Below are 16,657 nucleotides of genomic sequence, written 5' to 3'. Positions count from 1 at the left end.
ACACTAATTCAACGTGTTGTAGAAATCTGAACCGTGGATTGCGGGAACTGTGACGAAAATGTGCCCGTTTTTAGGGCATGACCAAGACACGCCATATGCTCGCCAGCGCCCCCATCGCGATTGCCGCCATGGCCGCGCTTTCCACCACCCCGCTCGCGGCGCAGTCGGCCGATCCGGCAGCCGCGCCGCCGGTACAGGATACCGTCCCGCAGTCGCCGCCTCCGATCGTGCTGCCCGAGCCGCAGCCGACCGCCAGCCCGGCACCGCTCGTGATCCCCGACTTCGAACCCGAAGTGCAGGGCCAGAGCGCTGCGCAGCCGACCAGCGAACCCGCGGCTCGTACCAGCGCACAGCGCCCCGCCGAGCCGCGCGCCGCCACTCCTGCGGCGCGCACCCAGCCGCGTACGGCTGTCGCCACGACCGCCCCGGCGAGTGAGTCGGTCGCCGAGGCCGAGACGGCTCCATTCACGGAAAGCGCCGACGAGCCGGTCGCCGCTGCCGCCGCGATGCCGACGGTCGATTCGTCCCGGCCGGTAGTGTCTGACTTCGATACCGGTCCGGCTTCGGATGAGGGGGCGACCAATTTCGCGCTGCTCGCCCTGTTGCTCGGGCTCGGTGGCTTCGGCCTGATCGTGTTCCTGCTGATGCGTCGCCGCAAGCGTGCCCAGTCGGTGCCTGAAATCGAGCGTCCGATCGCCGCACCTGCCGCCGCGGTCGCGGTGAGCCCCGCGCCGCGTACCGCCGCGCCGCTCCGCGAACGCCAGGACCGCGCACTTGCCGGCGGAACCAACGCTGCCGGTTTCGCGCCCAGTGCCTTCGCTCGCAGCGATGGCGCGGCGGTCGAACTCCCGCGCGAACTGCCCGCCGATTTCGAGCAGCGCGACAGCCTGCTCAGGCGGATGGTGCAGGCCAAGCCGGACCGGGCTAATCCGTTCCGTTCGCCCAAGGCCCGCGCCAAGCGCGCCCGCCTGATCCTCCAGTCGATCGGGCAGAGCTTCCGCGATCGCAAGCCGCGGATCGACCTGAGCCAGTACACCAATGTCTGGCCCGAACTCCGCGGCTGGAAACCCGCCAACGGTTAGGCTTGGTCGCAGAAGACGAAGCCGGGGGGCGTCCCGCGAGGGGCGCCCCCCAATCGTGTCGAGCCCGATCGAAGCGCTGTCCTACATCCGCCGCCGGGCGTATCTTGCCCGGATGCCAAACGCCCGCTGTCCTCGCCGACCCGAAGGTTACACTTCGACGCTGTTCAATGGACGTCGAGCCCGCGGTTTCGCGCGGCTGGCGGGTGAGCGGACAGTTTTGCAAAGGGGTGGCTTCGGCGGTCCATCGCTCCCTGTTCGCACTTGCAACATCGCAGCGAGTCGGCAAAGGCAATGCCCATGAGCATGGAAGACCTGATCGCCGCCGCCCGCACTTCGAAAGCCTGGCCGTTCCAGGAGGCGCAGCGCCTGCTCAAACGCTATCCCGAAGCGACCAAGCCGGACGGTTCGCCGGTGCTGTTCGAGACCGGCTACGGTCCCTCGGGCCTGCCGCATATCGGCACCTTCCAGGAAGTGCTGCGGACCACGCTGGTGCGCCGCGCGTTCGAGGCGATGATCGGGGCCAAGCCCGAAGACGGCAAGACCCGGCTGGTCGCCTTCAGCGACGACATGGACGGGCTGCGCAAGGTGCCCGACAACGTGCCCAACCGCGAACTGCTCGAGGCCAACCTCCACAAGCCGCTGAGCCGGGTGCCCAACCCGTTCGGGACGAGCCACGAGAGCTTCGCCGCGCACAACAACGCGATGCTGCGCGCGTTCCTCGACCGCTTCGGCTTCGATTACGAATTCATCGCCGCCAACGATCGCTACAACTCGGGCCGCTTCGACGAGGCGCTCAAGCAGGTCCTGCGCAAGAACCAGGACATTCTCGACATCATGCTGCCGACGCTGCGCGAGGAGCGGCGACAGACCTATTCGCCGATCCTCCCGGTCTCGCCCGCCACCGGCAAGGTGCTGCAGGTGCCGGTCGAGGTGGTCGATGCAGAGGCCGGCACGATCCGCTTCACCGACGAGGACGGCAGGGTGGTCGAACAGAGCGCGCTCGGCGGCCAGTCCAAGCTGCAATGGAAGGTCGACTGGGCGATGCGCTGGTACGCGCTCGGCGTCGATTACGAGATGTACGGCAAGGATTTGACCGACAGCGGCGTCCAGTCGGGCCGGATCGTCAAGGTGCTGGGCGGACGCAAGCCCGACGGGCTGATCTACGAGATGTTCCTCGACGAGAAGGGCGAGAAGATCTCGAAGTCGAAGGGCAACGGGCTGACGATCGAGGAATGGCTCGATTACGGTTCGGAAGAGAGCCTCGGTTTCTACATTTTTCCCAATCCCAAGAGCGCCAAGCAATTGCATGCCGGGGTGATCCCGCGCGCGGTCGACGATTACTGGGCGTTCCGCGAGCGGCTGGCCGAACAGGAACTCGACAAGCAGTTGGGCAACCCGGTGTGGCACCTCGCGCGCGCCAATGGCGGGTTCGAGGGCAGCGAGGCACCGGGCGCGGGCGACAGCCTGCCGGTGACCTATTCGCTGCTGCTCAACCTCGTCGGTGTGCTCGGCGCGGAGGCCGATCGCGACCAGGTGTGGTCCTATCTCGGCAACTATGTCGACGATGCCGATCCGGCCAAGCATCCCGCGCTCGATGCGCTGGTGACCAATGCGGTCGCCTACAACCGCGACTTCATCGCCCCGACGCTCGAAAAGCGCGCGCCGACCGACAGCGAGGCGGCGGCGCTGCGTGAACTCGATGCGCGGCTGGCCGATGTCGCGCCCGAGGCCAGCGCCGAGGAGCTGCAGACGATGGTCTACGAGATCGGCAAGGACGAAAGCTACGGCTTCGAGAACCTGCGCGACTGGTTCAAGGCGCTGTACGAAATCCTGCTCGGTTCCCCGCAGGGGCCGCGCATGGGCAGCTTCATAGCGCTCTACGGGATCGACAACACCCGCAAGCTGATCGCGCGGGCGCTGGGCTGAAGACGTTCGCGCCGGGGGGCTCTCAGCCCCAGCGGCGGGTGCGATACCACTTGGTGATGACGTATTTGACCCCTTGGGTCACCGGCGTCCCGGCGTGCATCGTGTCGTAATTGACCAGGCCGTCGGGCGTGGCGTTGTTCCAGATCAGCAGTGCGCCGCGCTGCGGCGGGACCGAGACGCCGATCCGCGTGAAATCGGTCGAGCCGCCTTCCTCGACCTCGTTGAGATAGGCCATCGCGGTCCAACTGCGCTGACCGCCATGCGCCTTCTCCTCGGCCCAGTAATCGGCCGCGGTATAGAACCAGTCGCAATGTTCCTTGAACTGCTGGCCCGGCAGGTAGCGCTGGCCCTGGATGTTCTCGCCGAAACTCGTGTCGATCCCGAGCAGGTCGTCGATCCGGCGATTGATCGAACGGACGAAGGGATCGGCGAAATTTACGTCGCCCGAATAGCTGGTGCGGTACTGGTCCTGGTAGTTCATGTCGAACACGGTCGAGGGCTTGGCGACCCCGTCGACCATTGCGATCATGCGATCGCATTCGGCCGCGCTGAGGAACTCGCCGACCGCGAAGATTTCCGCTCGGTCCTCCATCACGGTCTGCACCCGCGGGTTGGCGGCGAGCCGTTTGCGGACCTTGGCACCGAGCTTCTTGAGCGCGGACTTGTCGGCGGCGGGAGCCTTGGCGGCGTGCGATTGGACGGTGTCGTTCATCGCGCCACACCTACCCAACGCGAAACGTCATTTCCAGACTGCTCTGGCAGCGTCGGACGGGCATGAAAAAAGCCCCCGCCTCGCGATGGAGGCAGGGGCCAGTCTGGTCCCCGAGGACCCGTTTCGGGGACGATCAGTAGAAAAAGTCGTAGATCACGTCGTGCACCTCGCCGGTGTAGATGTTCACCAGCAGCACGTCGTCGTAATAGCGGACCCAGCGATAGGGGCCGTAGACGGCGGGCAGTCGATAGCGCCACGGGTCGACGATCCGGTAGCGATTGCCGAAGAAGATCGATTCGAGGAAGAATCCGATGCTCAGGCGGCGATAGCTGTAATTGCGGTAGGGCGCGTAATAGCGGCCCGCGCGGAAGTAGCGGCGGTTCTGCGCGCGATAGCGGCGCCAGTCGTAACGGCGCTGGTCGCGCCAGCGACGGTTCCAGCGGCGATAGTCGCCCCCGCGATAGTCGCGCGCCCGGCGCTGGTCGCGATATCGTCGCTGGTCGCGATAGGCGTCGCGGGTGCCGGCGCGGCGCCCCTCGCGATAAGCCTCGCGCTGACTGCGACGCTGGTCAGCGCGGCGTTCCTGACGCCGTTCTACGCGACGGTCGCGGCGTTGCTCGGCACGACGTTCCTGCCGGCGTTCCACGCGGCGGTCGCGACGTTGCTCGGCGCGGCGCTCCTGGCGCCGTTCGACCCGGCGGTCGCGACGTTGCTCGCTTCGGCGATCGCGGCGCTGTTCGGCACGGCGCTCCTGGCGTTGCTCGGCTCGTCGTTCCTGGCGGCGCTCGACACGTCGCTGGATCGGGGCCGTCTCTTCGCGCGGTGCGCGCTGGGCTCCGCGCGGCCCGCCGCTGCGGCTTTCGCTCCGGGAGTCGCGTCGCTCGGCACGTCGTTCGCGACGCTCCTGCCGCGCCTGCTGGCGATCCTGTTCGAACGCGGCATTGCTCAGCCCCGCTTCGGCGGTCGCTTCCATGGCGGCGGTCGGCATCGCCATCAAAGCGAGCGCCGCAGCGAGCGCGGCGAGCGCGGTCTGGTTGAGGAGCTTGTTGCCTTGCATGTTCTGCTTCCCTCCATTCCTCCGTCACCCCTTGTGGCGGATTATCTATCTGTTTGTAACCGGTCGAGCGTGACACCAGACTGAACTGGCCTGTTGCTTGCCGTTCAGTTTCAGATAACCTTTCGTGAATGGCGCTTTGCTTGCGGGGAAGGCGCGGCTGGGGCAGGACGGTAGCGATGCTGGAGACCTTCGAAGCGATCCGCGAGGATATCGATCGGCGGCTGGCCGAAGCGGTGCGCGATCGCCGTGCGCCGATGCACACGCCGGTGGTGGCGACCGAGGATGCGGATGCGCGGGTGATGGTGCTGCGGGGCTGGGATCCGGCGAACCGCACCTTGCGCTTCCATACCGATGCGCGCGCGCCGAAGTCCGCTACGGTCGGCGAGGGCGCGCGGGTCGGCGTGCTGTTCTACGACAAAGAGGCCAAGGTCCAGATCCGCGGTCGCGGGATTGGCCGGATCGAAAGTGAAGGTCCGACAGCCGACCGTGCATGGGCTGAAAGCGAGAATTTCGCTCGGCGCTGCTATCTCGGAGCGGCACCGGGCGCGCCTTCGGAAGGACCGACATCTGGTTTGCCGACGCAGTTCGAAGGCGTCGAGCCGAGCGAGAGCGAGCTCGCGCCGGCGCGTGCGAACTTCGCCATCCTGCTCGTCGCGCTCGAGGAGATCGACTGGTTCAGCCTGTCCAAGGACGGGCATCGGCGCGCGCTCGTCACCGCTGACAGTGCTCGCTGGATCGCGCCCTAGCGGCGCAACACGAAGTCCGCTCAGGCGGCGATCACGCCCTGGGAGATCCCGCTGATCGCGGCCGAGACGCGGTCGTGTACACCGAGCTTCTTGAACACGCGCCGTGTGTAGGTGTCGATCGAGCTCGCGCTGAGATCGAGGATGGTCGCGATATCAGAACTCGACTTGCCCCGCGCGATCCATTTGAGGACCTCGTTCTCGCGGTCGGACAGGCCGGCCTTCTCGACCGTGGCATCGCTGTAATAGGCGACCAGCCCGTTATGCACCGCGCTCGAGAAGGATTCGAGCAGCACCAGCGTGGTCGGGTCGACCTCGGCGACGCTGCAGTCGAAACCGAACGAGATCACCGCGTTCAGGCCGTAAGGGCCGAACACCGGGACCATGAATTCGTCGATCACGCCCTTGTCCGAGACCTTGTCCGTGATCTTCGCGATCAACTCGGGTTCGTCGGAACGGAAATGCTCGGTCGCGACGGCGAGCGAAACCGGTCGCCCACTCGAAATGACGTAGCGGTGGCAGGTCGATACCGCCGCTGCGATTTCCTCGCTCGGTTGCGAATGTGATAGCGCACGTTCGGAGGCGAAATAGGTGAAGCTGCGGCACCCGATCACCGAGGAGAACTGCGGCACCAGGTGATAGCTCAGTGAAATGGCGCCGAGCCGCCGCGACGCCTTCAGGATCCCTCGCGCCAGTTCGAAACTCGTGGCTTTCCGCGGGGCGGTGGAAAGCGCCTTGACCAGCGACTGGATCGAGACGTCGACCCAAGGATTTACGGAATTCGTCATAGTCCCAGCTTTCGAATTCCCCCGTTTGCGGCGGCTGCCGCCTTCCGGACGACAACCAGCGATGCCCCCACCCGATAACGTTCAGCTACCGGAGGGACAGTCACGTGCTTCCGTGACAATACTTTGTGGGACCAACGCGTGTATCGGGGTGGCGGAGCCCTTTCGGGGTACCACGCTGCGCAACGACCAGGGCGGAACAACCGTTCCGCCACCGGCCGCTGTCAGCGCACGATCCGCCGCGTAGCGGGGATCAGGCCGCCTGCTTGATCTCGCGCAGGGTGACGTCGAAGGTGATGTCCTTGCCCGCCAGCGGGTGGTTGCCGTCGGCCTTGACCGATTCCTCGCCCACTTCGACGATGTGCAGCATCAGCGGCTGGCCGTCCTGGCCCTGCGCCTGAAGCTGCATGCCCGGCTGCGGGGCCGGTTCGGGCGGCAGGTTGGCGCGCGGGATGTCGATCACCATTTCATCGCGGCGCGGCCCGAAGGCGTTGTCGCTGTCGACCTCGACGGTCTTCTCCGCGCCGACTTCCATGCCGGTCAGCGCTTCCTCGATCTTGGGCATGATCTGCCCCTGGCCGAGCACGACCTGCTGCGGGCCGCTTTCCTGGGTGTTGCCGACGACGGTGCCGTCTTCGGTTTTCACGACGTAATCGATGGTGACGGTGTCACCCTGCTTTGCAGTAGCCATATTGTCCTCTTGGAATCTCGTGTGTGCGGCGCGAAAGTGGCCGCCGGGGGAAGTCGCCGTGTTGCAGGCGCCGAGGTTCCATTGTCGCAAGGCTGCCCGGGCGAGTCAAACGAAGCGGTAGCGCGGCCTGCACGCTTCAGCCCGCGAGCTCGGCGATACGGGCATGCGCGGCGGCCACAGCCTCGGCCTTGGTCTCTTCGCTGACCTTGAGGCCCTCGGCGATCACGAAGACCGGATCGTCGATCCCGATGAAGCCCAGCACGCTCGTAAGGTAGCGCTCGGCATGTTCGACGCTGCGCTGGGCACTGTCCTCGCCATAGAGCCCGCCGCGGGCGATCGCGACGATCACGCGCTTGCCGCCCATCAGTCCCTCGACGCTGCCGTCCTCGCGGTAGCGGAAGGTCTCCCCGGCGACGAGCACGCGGTCGATCCACGCCTTGAGCTGGGTGGGAATGGTGAAATTGTACATCGGCGCGCCGATCACCACCGTGTCGGCGGCCTTGAACTGCGCGAGCGCATCGAGCGAATCCGCCTCGCCGAAGGCGGGCAGGGTGAGGTGGTCGAGCGGCTCGGCGGCAAGATCGCGATAGGTCACGTCCGCGTTGCCGAGCGCCTCGACGATCGCCGCGCTGAGTTCGCGGCTGACCGATGCTTCGCCGCTGATGGAGGAATCGATGTGCAGGATGGTCATGGATAGGGTCTCCGGTCAGAAATGTTGACCAGGCCCATCTATGCGACCATCTAGAACCGGCAAGAACGCAAAACTTCCTGACCAGGTCACACCTCTATGACTGCTCCTTCCGACCACCCCCCTTCCGACCATCCGCATGCCAACCCCGATTGCCGCGCGGTCAGCGAATTGCTGAGCCGGGTGGGCGACAAGTGGACCGTGCTCGTGGTCGAGGCGCTCGCCGAGGAGACGCTGCGCTTCAACGAGCTCAAGCGCCACGTCGGCGGGATCTCGCAGCAGATGCTCACCCGCACGCTGCGCGCGCTCGAACGCGACGGGATGGTCGCGCGCACCGTCCACCCCACGATCCCGCCGCGCGTCGAATACGCGCTGACCGATCTCGGCCGCTCGCTCGCGGAGCCGGTGATGGCGCTGGTCGGCTGGACATTCGCCAATCTGCCGACGATCCACGCCCACCGCGAGACGTTCGATCGCGCGCAGGACGAGGCCGAAGCGGCCTGATCGCGGCGCGGCGTGGACCACCGATCGCAGGGTTTTGAAAAACTCTCGGACACTGTAGAAGTCTGCAATTCCAACCGCTTGCGCTCGGATTCGCGTCCCGCGGTGTAACCTTTCGCGCGGGCCGACGCGCGGCGATGGAGATCGGGCGGGCATGGCGCGATCATACCGCGCGCACTCGATGTAGGACAGCGCGCACCGCCCGGTCCCAATTCCGGAAAAGAAAAGGCCAGCGACACACTGGGTGCGCTGGCCTCTGTCCGGCTGGTGCCGGAATTTGCGAAACGGTTACGGGCTGACCGGATCGTCCTCGCTGTCGGCGACGATGAACACTACGAGCACGAACAGCGCGAAGGCAGCTGCGAGCGCACCGGCATTGCCGCCAAACGCGGCTTCTTCCTCCTGCGGTGCGACAGGAGCCGCTTGCTGCGCCGCGACCGGGGCGGCGACGAGGGTGGCAGCCGCTGTACCCGCGACCAAGGCTTTGGAAAATTTCATAGTCCGCCCTTTCTGTGATTGAATGCATCGTGTTAGGGGCTGTTCACGCAATATGCAAATCATCTCGTCGATGATAGGCCACGGGTCGTCGGGTCGAATTGACCGCGAATTGGCTTGTCTGCGGGCAAGTCCCGCGAGGCGTCAGGCCGCATTTCCGTGCGCCGCGAGGCTGCGTGTCAGCCCTGCTCGGAACCGGACGCCCTGACGCAATAGGCGTCGTAGGCATCGGGGTCGAATGCCTTCATCCCGATCTCGGCGCGAAACTCGGTGACCCGGTCGATATCCTCGACCTCGCCGAAATCCGCCTTGCCCTCCGCGCAGCCGATCTGGGTCGCATAGCGCTGGGGCTTGCCGCGGGCGCGGGCGATGCGATCGAACATCGCGGCATAGTGCCACGGCGTCAGTTGCCCGGCCTCGGCGGCCTCCTTGACCTGCGGGAGGACGCTCTCGGCCAATGAGACATCCCAGTCGAGGTTGCCGTTGCCGTCGAGCGCCATGGCGTGTTGGGCGAGGTACCAGGCGGCGTTCTGCGCCGCTTCGCTGAAGAGCGGCGGCTTGGGCCAGCCGTGCAGCGCGATGACCTGCTTGAGACGCGCGGTGTTGGGCATGTCGACCTTGAACGCGGTCGCTCCCATCGCCTGCCCGAAACAGTTCTGCGCGAGCTCGCCGGAATAGTCCGCGCAGAAAGCGCCTCCCATCGCTTCCCCGCGCGCCCACTGATCGACCCGGTAGCGTTCGAGCAGTTCGGCGGAGAGACAGGCGATGTCGTCGTCGGCGCAGTCCATCGCCTCGAGCGTTTCGAGCTCCGCCGCGAACGCGGCCGAGATCCGCTCGCCGATCGTCATCGCTACTCGCGGTGTCGTCTCTTCCTGGGCAGTTGCCGGAATGGCGAGCGCGAGGCCGAGCCCGGCAAGGCCTGCGGCGATCGATCGATGCATGATGGTCCCCCTCAACGTCGTACGCCCGGCACGCTAGGACCACGGAATGAACGGGAGATGACACCCCCGCCCGATCACCGCCGCTCGAAACTGTCCAGCCCTTCGGCGTCGATGGCACGGGCCTCGATCCGCTCGACCCGCGCGCGGGGAGGGCCGCCTTCCATCGCCGCGACCATCCGCTCGACCGCCTGCCGCTCGCCCTCGACCTGCGCCTCGACCGTCCCGTCGGGCAGGTTGCGGACCCAGCCGGCAAGGCCCAGCGAACGCGCGGTCTCGACCGTCCAGTCGCGGTAGAACACGCCCTGCACGCGGCCATGGATGTTGAGGTGACGGGCGGTCATGCGGAGGTCTCTAACATGCCGCGGTTCCGGACTCACCCGGTCGGTCCATAGCCTCGAACCCGAAATTTTCCGCCAGGTCGCGCCACCCGGGATTGGCGTCCTCGATCAGCCTGATCTTCCAGCCGCGCTCCCATTTCTTCAACTGCTTCTCGCGCCGGATCGCCGCTTCCATCTCCGCATGGACTTCGAACCAGACGAGCATTTTCACGTCGTAGCGCTTCGAAAATCCCTCGAAGGTCCCGTCGCGATGCCGATGGATGCGACCCGGGAGATCGGACGTCACGCCGATATACAGCGTACCGTTGCGCTTCGAAGCGAGGATATAGACGCAAGGCGTGCGTTCGAACGGCATGACCGAGGCCTAAGGCACTGCCCGCGACCCGTCATCCCCCTTTTGGTCTTCCCCAAGCCTCATCGTCATCCCCGCGAAGGCGGGGATCCAGGGCGAACAGGCACCAAGCCAGACTGGATTCCCGCCTGCGCGGGAATGACGACAATGGGGTGGGAAGCGGACAGTTAGTCAGATGTTTGCGCCGCAGTGGGTGAGGGATAGTCGATCCTCTGAGACGTCGTATTCGCCAAACGCTACCTTGTAGGGCCTGTCGTCCAACATCCGTTGATGTTCCGGCACGCGAGCATGGATATGTCGCCCGCCTTTGAACTCTTCGAAACCTGCTTCCCGCAGATCCACATCGATCTTTCCATAATCATACCAATCGTAGTCCCAGCCCAAGAAAGGCTCGGACATAAAGGTATAATGACGCTCCCAGCTATCTAGAGAGCCAATGCATGATACCTTGCTCAGCCGTTGCTCCAGTCGGTCAATAGTCTGCTCTGTTGGTCGACTTGGAATAAATCCGGAAGAGCAACCAGTGAGCGAAGCCGCACACAGTATCAGCAGGAAGCGCATGGCCCATGTTTCGCACAGGCCCTTAATGTCAGCAACCGGGGCGTAAGCGGACATTCCGCTTACGACCCGACACCTCGTCCTACCTAGTCAGCTTCTTGTAACTCACGCGGCTCGGCCGATCCGCGGCATCGCCCAGACGGCGCCGCTTGTCCTCTTCATACGCCTCGAAGTTGCCCTCGAACCATTCGACGTGGCTGTTGCCCTCGAAGGCGAGGATGTGCGTCGCCAACCGGTCGAGGAAGAAGCGGTCATGCGAGATGACCACGGCGCAGCCGGCGAAGTTCTCGATCGCTTCTTCGAGCGCGCCGAGGGTTTCGACGTCGAGGTCGTTGGTCGGTTCGTCGAGCAGCAGCACGTTGCCCCCCTGCTTGAGCATCTTGGCCATGTGGACGCGGTTGCGTTCGCCGCCCGAGAGCTTGCCGACGTTCTTCTGCTGGTCGGGGCCCTTGAAGTTGAACGCGCCGACATAGGCGCGGGTCGAGACGTCGTGGCCGTTGACCTTCATGTAGTCGAGCCCGTCGGAGATTTCCTCCCACACGTTGTTCTTCGGATCGAGATGCGCGCGGCTCTGGTCGACATAGCCGAGGCGCACGGTCTCGCCGATCTCGACCTTGCCCGAGTCCGGCTCTTCCTGCCCGGTGAGGATCTTGAATAGCGTGGACTTGCCCGCGCCGTTGGGGCCGATCACGCCGACGATGCCGCCCGGGGGCAGCATGAAGGAGAGGTCTTCGAACAACAGCTTGTCGCCATAGGCCTTGGTGATGTTCTTGGCTTCGATCACCTTGCCGCCGAGGCGCTCGGGCACCTGGATGACGATCTGTGCCTTGCCCGGCTTGCGGTTGCCCATGTCTTCCTGGAGCTGGTCGAACTTGCGGATACGCGCCTTCGACTTGGTCTGGCGCGCGGCCGGCGTCTGCCGGATCCATTCGAGTTCGCGCTGCAGCGCCTTCTGCTTGCCGCTTTCCTCGCGCGATTCCTGTTCGAGGCGCTTGGCCTTCTTTTCCAGGTAGGTCGAGTAATTGCCCTCGTAGGGATAGTAGGAGCCGCGATCCAATTCGAGGATCCATTCGACGACATTGTCGAGGAAATAGCGGTCATGGGTGATCATCAGCACCGCGCCGGCATATTCCTTGAGGTGGTTTTCGAGCCACTGGACGCTTTCGGCGTCGAGGTGGTTGGTCGGTTCGTCGAGCAGCAGGATGTCGGGCTTCTGGATCAGCAGGCGGGTGAGCGCGACGCGGCGCTTCTCGCCGCCCGAGAGGTTTTCGACGCTCGCCTCGCCGGGCGGGCAGCGCAGCGCCTCCATCGCGATCTCGAGCTGGTTGTCGAGCGTCCACCCGTCGACCGCGTCGATTTCGGCCTGGAGCTCGGCCATTTCCTCGCCGAGCTTGTCGAAGTCGGCGTCGGGCTCGGCCATTTCGGCACTGATCGCGTTGAACCGCTCGACCTTGTCGGCGATGTGGCGCGCGCCGTCCTTGACGTTTTCGAGCACGGTCTTGCTCTCGTCGAGCTCGGGCTCCTGCTCGAGATAGCCGACCGTGATGTTCTCGCCCGGCCAGGCCTCGCCGGTGATGTCGGTGTCGATCCCGGCCATGATCTTGATCAGCGTCGACTTGCCCGCGCCGTTGGGACCGACGATGCCGATCTTGGCACCCTGGTAGAACTGCAGGTTGATATTGCTGAGCACCGGCTTGCTGGCGCCGGGGAAGGTCTTGGTCATGTCCTTCATGACGAAGGCGTATTGCGCTGACATCGAGCGTGTCCTTTGAATCGGGCGATGTGGAAGAAAAGTTCGGGCGCGAGATAGGCGTTGCGGCGCGCGCGGGCAAGCGGGCGTGACAACGGGGAACATGTCGCACGCGGCTTGCGTTCGAAAGACCATGAAACATTTGCTTTTTGCCTCGCTCGCCGTCTCGGCGCTGACCCTCACCGCCTGCTCGGGCTCGGACGATGCCGAAACCGACGCCGCGACGGAGACCGGCACCGCCGCGGTCGATACCTCCGCCGATGACGAGATCGGCGCCAACTGGGCAAGCCGTGAGGGCTACGACAGCGATGCCGAGGCGAGCCGCGAGGAAGCGAGCGAGCAGGGCGGCACGCTCTCGCTGACGCTGCCCGACGGCGTGACCCAGGCGATGCTGGGCGAGCGGACCAAGCGGATGATCGCGGTGCAGGTGCTGCTCGACAAGAGCAACCATTCGCCCGGCGTGATCGATGGGCGAGAGGGCGCCAACACCAATCGCGCGATCCGCTACTACCGCGAGGCCAACGGGCTCGCTGCGGGCGAGGGGATCGACGGCGAGCTGATTTCCGCGCTGCTCGACAATCACGGCGGCGACGTCTTCCGCACCTACACGGTCACCGAGAAGGACGCCGCGACCGAGTTTTCGGACGTGCCCGAGGAATTCCCCGACATGGCGAAGAAGGACGCGCTGGGCTACGAAAGCGCGCGCGAAATGCTCGCCGAGCGGTTCCACATGGACGAGGATTTCCTCGCCGCGCTCAACCCCGACGCCGATTTTGCCAAGGCGGGCACCAAGCTCGTGATCGTCAGCCATGGCGACGACCGGATCGATGCCGATATCGCCAAGGTCGAGGTCCGCAAGGGCGAAGCCACCGTGGTCGGGCTCGACCAGGCGGGCAAGGTGCTGGTGAGCTTCCCGGCGACGATCGGCAGTTCCGACTTTCCCAGCCCGAGCGGCCGGATGAAGGTCGCCGCGATCGCGCCCGAGCCCAATTACACCTTCGATCCCGACGACCAGGACTGGGGCCCGGACGAGACCTTCATCCTCCCGCCGGGGCCGAACAACCCGGTCGGTGGGACGTGGATCGATCTCGGCAAGGATGGCTACGGTATCCACGGCTCGCCCAACCCGCAGATGGTCGCCAAGGAAGCGAGCCACGGCTGCGTGCGGCTGACCAACTGGGATGCTGCGGCCTTCGCCAAGGCGCTGAAAACAGGCACGCCGGTGGAGTTCGTCTAACCGGACTTCACAAAGCGCGGGGAGCGCGGTAGCCCCTCGCGCCATGAACAAGACGCTCTTCGCGCTCGCCGCGCTTTCGCTCCCGCATTTCGCGCTCTCCACACCCGCCGCCGCCCAGTTGGGGCCCGGACCGTGCGAGGATAGCTGCTCGCTCGAGCAGCGCGCCGATGCCGCGCTCGAAGGCGACCAGTTGGCGTGGCACTTCGTCGAGGGGATCACCACCGAGGTCGGGCCGCGCCAGGCCGGCACCGAAGCCGAGCAGCGCGGTCGCGAATGGGCCATGGCCTGGCTGCGCGCGCAGGGCTTCACCAATGTCGCCGACGAACCCTTCATGATGGACACCTGGGTGCCGGGCGACACGCACGAGGCCGAGATCCTCGCGCCCTTCGCGCAGCCGCTGGTGGTCCAGCCGCTCGGCAATTCGGCTTCGACCGGCCCCGAGGGGATCACCGCCGAGGTGGTCTATTTCCCGACCGTCGCCGAACTGCGCGAGGCGCCCGACGGCAGCCTGAAGGGCAAGATCGCCTTCGTCAGCCATGCGATGACCCCGACGCAGGATGGGTCGCAATACGGCTTCGCCGGGCCGGCGCGCTGGGTCGGCGCGGGGATCGCCGCGAGCAAGGGCGCAGTCGCGACCGTGATCAAGTCGGTCGGCACCGATCGCAACCGCCTGCCGCATGTCGGCGGGACCTCCTTCCCCGAAGGGGTCGCGCCGACCCCGGCGGGCGCGCTGTCGGTGCCCGATGCACTCAACCTCGAACGCATGTTCGAACGCGCTGATGGCAAGCCGATCACGATGAAGCTCACGCTGACCCCGCGTCGTCTCGGCCAGACGCAGAGCGGCAATGTCGTCGGCGAGATCGTCGGTCGCGATCCCTCGCTGCCGCCGGTGCTCGTCGCCTGCCACATCGACAGCTGGTGGAACGGCACCGGCGCGTTCGACGACGGTGCGGGCTGCGGCATCGTCGCCGCCGCGGCCAAGCACGTCGCCGCCACCGGGCAGCCGTTGCGCACGATCCGCGTGCTGATGGCGGGCGCAGAGGAAACCGGGCTGTGGGGCAGCCGCGCCTATTCCGACGCGCATATCGACGAGCCGATCGCGGTCGGGCTCGAGAGCGATTTCGGCGCCGATCGCATCTGGCAATTCCAGAGCAATTTCCGCGTGGCCAATCCCGACCTTCATGCCAGGATCGCGCGCGCGGTCGCCCGCTTCGGCGTTTCGGACAGCACCGCAGTCGCCAGCGGCGGGGCCGACATCAACATCGCGCGCGACCAGGAAACGGCGATCATCGACCTGCAGCAGGACGGGACACGCTATTTCGACATCCACCACACGCCCAACGATACGCTCGACCGGATCGACCGCGCACAGCTGCGCCAGAACGTCGCGGTGTGGACCCAGGTGGTCGGAATCCTCGCCAACGAGGAAGGGCCGATCAAACCCTGACACGATCGGTCGGTTTTCCCCGACCCCGTGGAGTTTACTAAAGGGGATTTTAACCCCGCATAACTATACGGCATCGCTGGAGGATTGGGGTAGTCGATGAGCGAAAAGATCCTGGCCATGGCGAATCCAATGCTGTGCGCAGTGTTCGCTGTCGCGTTCTTCGTGCTTTGGCGGCGCGAGACCAGCGCGACCTGGATTGTCATCCTCGCGGCGACCTATGCTTCGCGCGCGGTCGGTTTCTTCGTCTTCCATTTCACCGCTAATCCGAACGGGGTGGCGGCGATCGTCACCATGCACGTGTTCTACTCGGTCAGTGCGATCACGATCGTCTGGGCCATCTGCGCGCGCAACCGCCAATCGGCAGACCTCAAGACCTATCTCCTGATTTCCGTGCTCGGCCTCGCGCTGATCGTCGGCGCGACCTACGGGGCCGATTACAACGCCAGGCTCTACGCGGCCAATGCCAGCTACGGCCTGATCCTCGCGCTCGGCACGCAGACCGCGGCGCGCAAGGTGGAAAAGGATTTCCTCGACAAGGTGATCCTGTTCCTGCTCGCCATGGGCGCGTTCCAGTTCTTCGTCCGGCCGATGCTGGCGATCATCGTCGAAGGCTCGATGACCGCCGAGCAATATCGCGAAACGCCGTTCTACGCGCTGATGGTAGTGTGGCTGGCGCTCGCGTCGCTGCTGATGGCGATGGCGCTGCTCGCCGCCGCGCTGACCGACCAGATGAACGCCATGCGCGAGGAATCGCAGCGAGATTCGCTGACCGGGCTCAAGATGCGCGGACCGTTCGAGGAGGCGGCGATCGCCATGCTCAGCCGCGCCAAGGAACAGAACGTACAGGTCGGCGCGATCGTCGCCGACATCGATCACTTCAAGCAGGTCAACGACATCTGGGGCCACCAGGTCGGGGACAATGCGATCGCCGCCTTCGGCGACCTGCTCGGCTCGACGATCCGCACCACCGACCTTGCCGGTCGCATCGGCGGAGAGGAATTCTGCGTCCTTGTCTGGGATTGCGAATCCGATCCGACCACGGGGCTCGCCGAACGCATCCGCAGCCGCTTCGAACGGCTCCCGATCGAGGGAATTTCGGGCGACGTCCGCTTGACCGCGAGTTTCGGCGTGGCCGCGTGGGATTCGCACGAAGGCTACGGCAAATTGTTCGCTCGCGCCGATGCGGCGCTTTACGCGGCCAAGGAGAACGGCCGCAATCGCGTGGTCGGCGAGGGCTGGGACAATCCCGTCGACGCCACGGTCGATGTGGCCGAATTTGCCGCGCGCCAGGAGGACGACCAGCCGGGCGATCGGCGCTCGGGCGTCCGCGGGATCGCCACCGCCTGACGCCGGG

The 16,657-nt window shown here is 65.6% G+C and carries 18 protein-coding genes; 7 read left to right on the top strand and 11 right to left on the bottom strand.

The genetic code is table 11. The annotated features are described in order from the left end of the window. Positions 1–77: 77 nt before the first annotated feature. Together T8S45_RS06345 and T8S45_RS06340 are read left to right on the top strand one after the other, a co-directional pair. On the top strand, positions 78–1,082 hold the full coding sequence (locus tag T8S45_RS06345) for a hypothetical protein (RefSeq protein WP_322295071.1): 1,005 nt from the start codon (positions 78–80) through the stop codon (positions 1,080–1,082). 297 nt (positions 1,083–1,379) lie between these two features. Next, complete coding sequence (locus tag T8S45_RS06340; protein WP_322295070.1) at positions 1,380–3,008, top strand: lysine--tRNA ligase; 1,629 nt, start codon at positions 1,380–1,382, stop codon at positions 3,006–3,008. Positions 3,009–3,030: 22 nt separating this feature from the next. Here the strand turns inward: T8S45_RS06340 and T8S45_RS06335 are convergent, their stop codons facing one another. Both T8S45_RS06335 and T8S45_RS06330 read right to left on the bottom strand, forming a co-directional pair. Continuing rightward, on the bottom strand, positions 3,031–3,720 hold the full coding sequence (locus T8S45_RS06335; protein ID WP_188642118.1) for a prolyl hydroxylase family protein: 690 nt from the start codon (positions 3,718–3,720) through the stop codon (positions 3,031–3,033). A 133-nt stretch (positions 3,721–3,853) separates the two neighbouring features. After that, positions 3,854–4,777, bottom strand: coding sequence for an RcnB family protein (locus tag T8S45_RS06330; RefSeq protein ID WP_322295069.1), 924 nt, complete (start codon positions 4,775–4,777; stop codon positions 3,854–3,856). A 176-nt stretch (positions 4,778–4,953) separates the two neighbouring features. Here T8S45_RS06330 and T8S45_RS06325 point away from each other — a divergent pair, with 176 nt between their 5' ends. Continuing rightward, entirely contained in the window at positions 4,954–5,523 is a 570-nt protein-coding gene (locus T8S45_RS06325) for a PNPOx family protein (protein ID WP_322295068.1), read from the top strand. A gap of 20 nt (positions 5,524–5,543) precedes the next feature. Here the strand turns inward: T8S45_RS06325 and T8S45_RS06320 are convergent, their stop codons facing one another. The 3 genes from T8S45_RS06320 to T8S45_RS06310 form a co-directional block, all read right to left on the bottom strand. Next, on the bottom strand, positions 5,544–6,308 hold the full coding sequence (locus tag T8S45_RS06320) for a helix-turn-helix domain-containing protein (protein WP_322295067.1): 765 nt from the start codon (positions 6,306–6,308) through the stop codon (positions 5,544–5,546). A gap of 250 nt (positions 6,309–6,558) precedes the next feature. Beyond that, positions 6,559–6,996, bottom strand: a complete 438-nt coding sequence (locus T8S45_RS06315) for an FKBP-type peptidyl-prolyl cis-trans isomerase (RefSeq protein WP_188642115.1) — start codon at positions 6,994–6,996, stop codon at positions 6,559–6,561. 136 nt (positions 6,997–7,132) lie between these two features. After that, positions 7,133–7,687, bottom strand: a complete 555-nt coding sequence (locus tag T8S45_RS06310; RefSeq protein WP_188642114.1) for an FMN-dependent NADH-azoreductase — start codon at positions 7,685–7,687, stop codon at positions 7,133–7,135. 96 nt (positions 7,688–7,783) lie between these two features. Here T8S45_RS06310 and T8S45_RS06305 point away from each other — a divergent pair, with 96 nt between their 5' ends. Then, positions 7,784–8,188: a winged helix-turn-helix transcriptional regulator gene (locus T8S45_RS06305; protein ID WP_188642113.1), complete on the top strand. Its 405-nt coding sequence runs from the start codon at positions 7,784–7,786 to the stop codon at positions 8,186–8,188. A gap of 285 nt (positions 8,189–8,473) precedes the next feature. On the opposite strand, the gene T8S45_RS06300 is transcribed toward T8S45_RS06305, so the two are convergent. The 6 genes from T8S45_RS06300 to ettA form a co-directional block, all read right to left on the bottom strand. Then, positions 8,474–8,683: a hypothetical protein gene (locus T8S45_RS06300; RefSeq protein WP_188642112.1), complete on the bottom strand. Its 210-nt coding sequence runs from the start codon at positions 8,681–8,683 to the stop codon at positions 8,474–8,476. Between the two features lie 176 nt (positions 8,684–8,859). Then, positions 8,860–9,621, bottom strand: a complete 762-nt coding sequence (locus T8S45_RS06295; protein WP_322295066.1) for a DUF6624 domain-containing protein — start codon at positions 9,619–9,621, stop codon at positions 8,860–8,862. Positions 9,622–9,695: 74 nt separating this feature from the next. Continuing rightward, a complete protein-coding gene (locus tag T8S45_RS06290; RefSeq protein ID WP_322295065.1) occupies positions 9,696–9,962 on the bottom strand; it encodes an acylphosphatase in 267 nt (88 codons plus the stop codon). Between the two features lie 10 nt (positions 9,963–9,972). Next, positions 9,973–10,314 (bottom strand): GIY-YIG nuclease family protein, encoded by a 342-nt coding sequence (locus T8S45_RS06285; RefSeq protein WP_322295064.1) that lies wholly within the window; start codon positions 10,312–10,314, stop codon positions 9,973–9,975. 168 nt (positions 10,315–10,482) lie between these two features. After that, positions 10,483–10,872 carry a hypothetical protein gene (locus T8S45_RS06280; protein WP_188642108.1) on the bottom strand — a complete coding sequence of 130 codons (390 nt, stop codon included), beginning with the start codon at positions 10,870–10,872 and terminating at the stop codon, positions 10,483–10,485. Between the two features lie 79 nt (positions 10,873–10,951). Continuing rightward, positions 10,952–12,625, bottom strand: a complete 1,674-nt coding sequence (ettA, locus tag T8S45_RS06275; RefSeq protein WP_322295063.1) for an energy-dependent translational throttle protein EttA — start codon at positions 12,623–12,625, stop codon at positions 10,952–10,954. Between the two features lie 127 nt (positions 12,626–12,752). Between ettA and T8S45_RS06270 the strand changes: the two genes are divergently transcribed. The 3 genes from T8S45_RS06270 (at position 12,753) to T8S45_RS06260 (ending at position 16,650) form a co-directional block, all read left to right on the top strand. Then, positions 12,753–13,856 (top strand): L,D-transpeptidase family protein, encoded by a 1,104-nt coding sequence (locus tag T8S45_RS06270; RefSeq protein ID WP_322295062.1) that lies wholly within the window; start codon positions 12,753–12,755, stop codon positions 13,854–13,856. 43 nt (positions 13,857–13,899) lie between these two features. Then, the gene (locus tag T8S45_RS06265) at positions 13,900–15,303 is read left to right on the top strand and encodes a M20/M25/M40 family metallo-hydrolase (protein WP_322295061.1); all 1,404 of its coding nucleotides are present in this window, start codon (positions 13,900–13,902) and stop codon (positions 15,301–15,303) included. Between the two features lie 96 nt (positions 15,304–15,399). After that, positions 15,400–16,650 (top strand): GGDEF domain-containing protein, encoded by a 1,251-nt coding sequence (locus T8S45_RS06260; protein ID WP_322295060.1) that lies wholly within the window; start codon positions 15,400–15,402, stop codon positions 16,648–16,650. Positions 16,651–16,657: the final 7 nt, after the last annotated feature.

This window comes from Pseudoblastomonas marina (assembly GCF_034374265.1).
GTDB lineage: Bacteria > Pseudomonadota > Alphaproteobacteria > Sphingomonadales > Sphingomonadaceae > Alteriqipengyuania_A > Alteriqipengyuania_A marina.
Note: the sequence above shows the minus strand (reverse complement) of the source record. Positions and strands in the feature narration are given on the sequence as shown.

Bases quoted from the DNA above. Each gene is read 5' to 3' on its own strand.
- T8S45_RS06345 (WP_322295071.1), top strand. From the start codon at position 78: ATGACCAAGACACGCCATATGCTCGCCAGCGCCCCCATCGCGATTGCC.
- T8S45_RS06340 (WP_322295070.1), top strand. From the start codon at position 1,380: ATGAGCATGGAAGACCTGATCGCCGCCGCCCGCACTTCGAAAGCCTGG.
- T8S45_RS06335 (WP_188642118.1), bottom strand. From the start codon at position 3,720: ATGAACGACACCGTCCAATCGCACGCCGCCAAGGCTCCCGCCGCCGAC.
- T8S45_RS06330 (WP_322295069.1), bottom strand. From the start codon at position 4,777: ATGCAAGGCAACAAGCTCCTCAACCAGACCGCGCTCGCCGCGCTCGCT.
- T8S45_RS06325 (WP_322295068.1), top strand. From the start codon at position 4,954: ATGCTGGAGACCTTCGAAGCGATCCGCGAGGATATCGATCGGCGGCTG.
- T8S45_RS06320 (WP_322295067.1), bottom strand. From the start codon at position 6,308: ATGACGAATTCCGTAAATCCTTGGGTCGACGTCTCGATCCAGTCGCTG.
- T8S45_RS06315 (WP_188642115.1), bottom strand. From the start codon at position 6,996: ATGGCTACTGCAAAGCAGGGTGACACCGTCACCATCGATTACGTCGTG.
- T8S45_RS06310 (WP_188642114.1), bottom strand. From the start codon at position 7,687: ATGACCATCCTGCACATCGATTCCTCCATCAGCGGCGAAGCATCGGTC.
- T8S45_RS06305 (WP_188642113.1), top strand. From the start codon at position 7,784: ATGACTGCTCCTTCCGACCACCCCCCTTCCGACCATCCGCATGCCAAC.
- T8S45_RS06300 (WP_188642112.1), bottom strand. From the start codon at position 8,683: ATGAAATTTTCCAAAGCCTTGGTCGCGGGTACAGCGGCTGCCACCCTC.
- T8S45_RS06295 (WP_322295066.1), bottom strand. From the start codon at position 9,621: ATGCATCGATCGATCGCCGCAGGCCTTGCCGGGCTCGGCCTCGCGCTC.
- T8S45_RS06290 (WP_322295065.1), bottom strand. From the start codon at position 9,962: ATGACCGCCCGTCACCTCAACATCCATGGCCGCGTGCAGGGCGTGTTC.
- T8S45_RS06285 (WP_322295064.1), bottom strand. From the start codon at position 10,314: ATGCCGTTCGAACGCACGCCTTGCGTCTATATCCTCGCTTCGAAGCGC.
- T8S45_RS06280 (WP_188642108.1), bottom strand. From the start codon at position 10,872: ATGCGCTTCCTGCTGATACTGTGTGCGGCTTCGCTCACTGGTTGCTCT.
- ettA (WP_322295063.1), bottom strand. From the start codon at position 12,625: ATGTCAGCGCAATACGCCTTCGTCATGAAGGACATGACCAAGACCTTC.
- T8S45_RS06270 (WP_322295062.1), top strand. From the start codon at position 12,753: ATGAAACATTTGCTTTTTGCCTCGCTCGCCGTCTCGGCGCTGACCCTC.
- T8S45_RS06265 (WP_322295061.1), top strand. From the start codon at position 13,900: ATGAACAAGACGCTCTTCGCGCTCGCCGCGCTTTCGCTCCCGCATTTC.
- T8S45_RS06260 (WP_322295060.1), top strand. From the start codon at position 15,400: ATGAGCGAAAAGATCCTGGCCATGGCGAATCCAATGCTGTGCGCAGTG.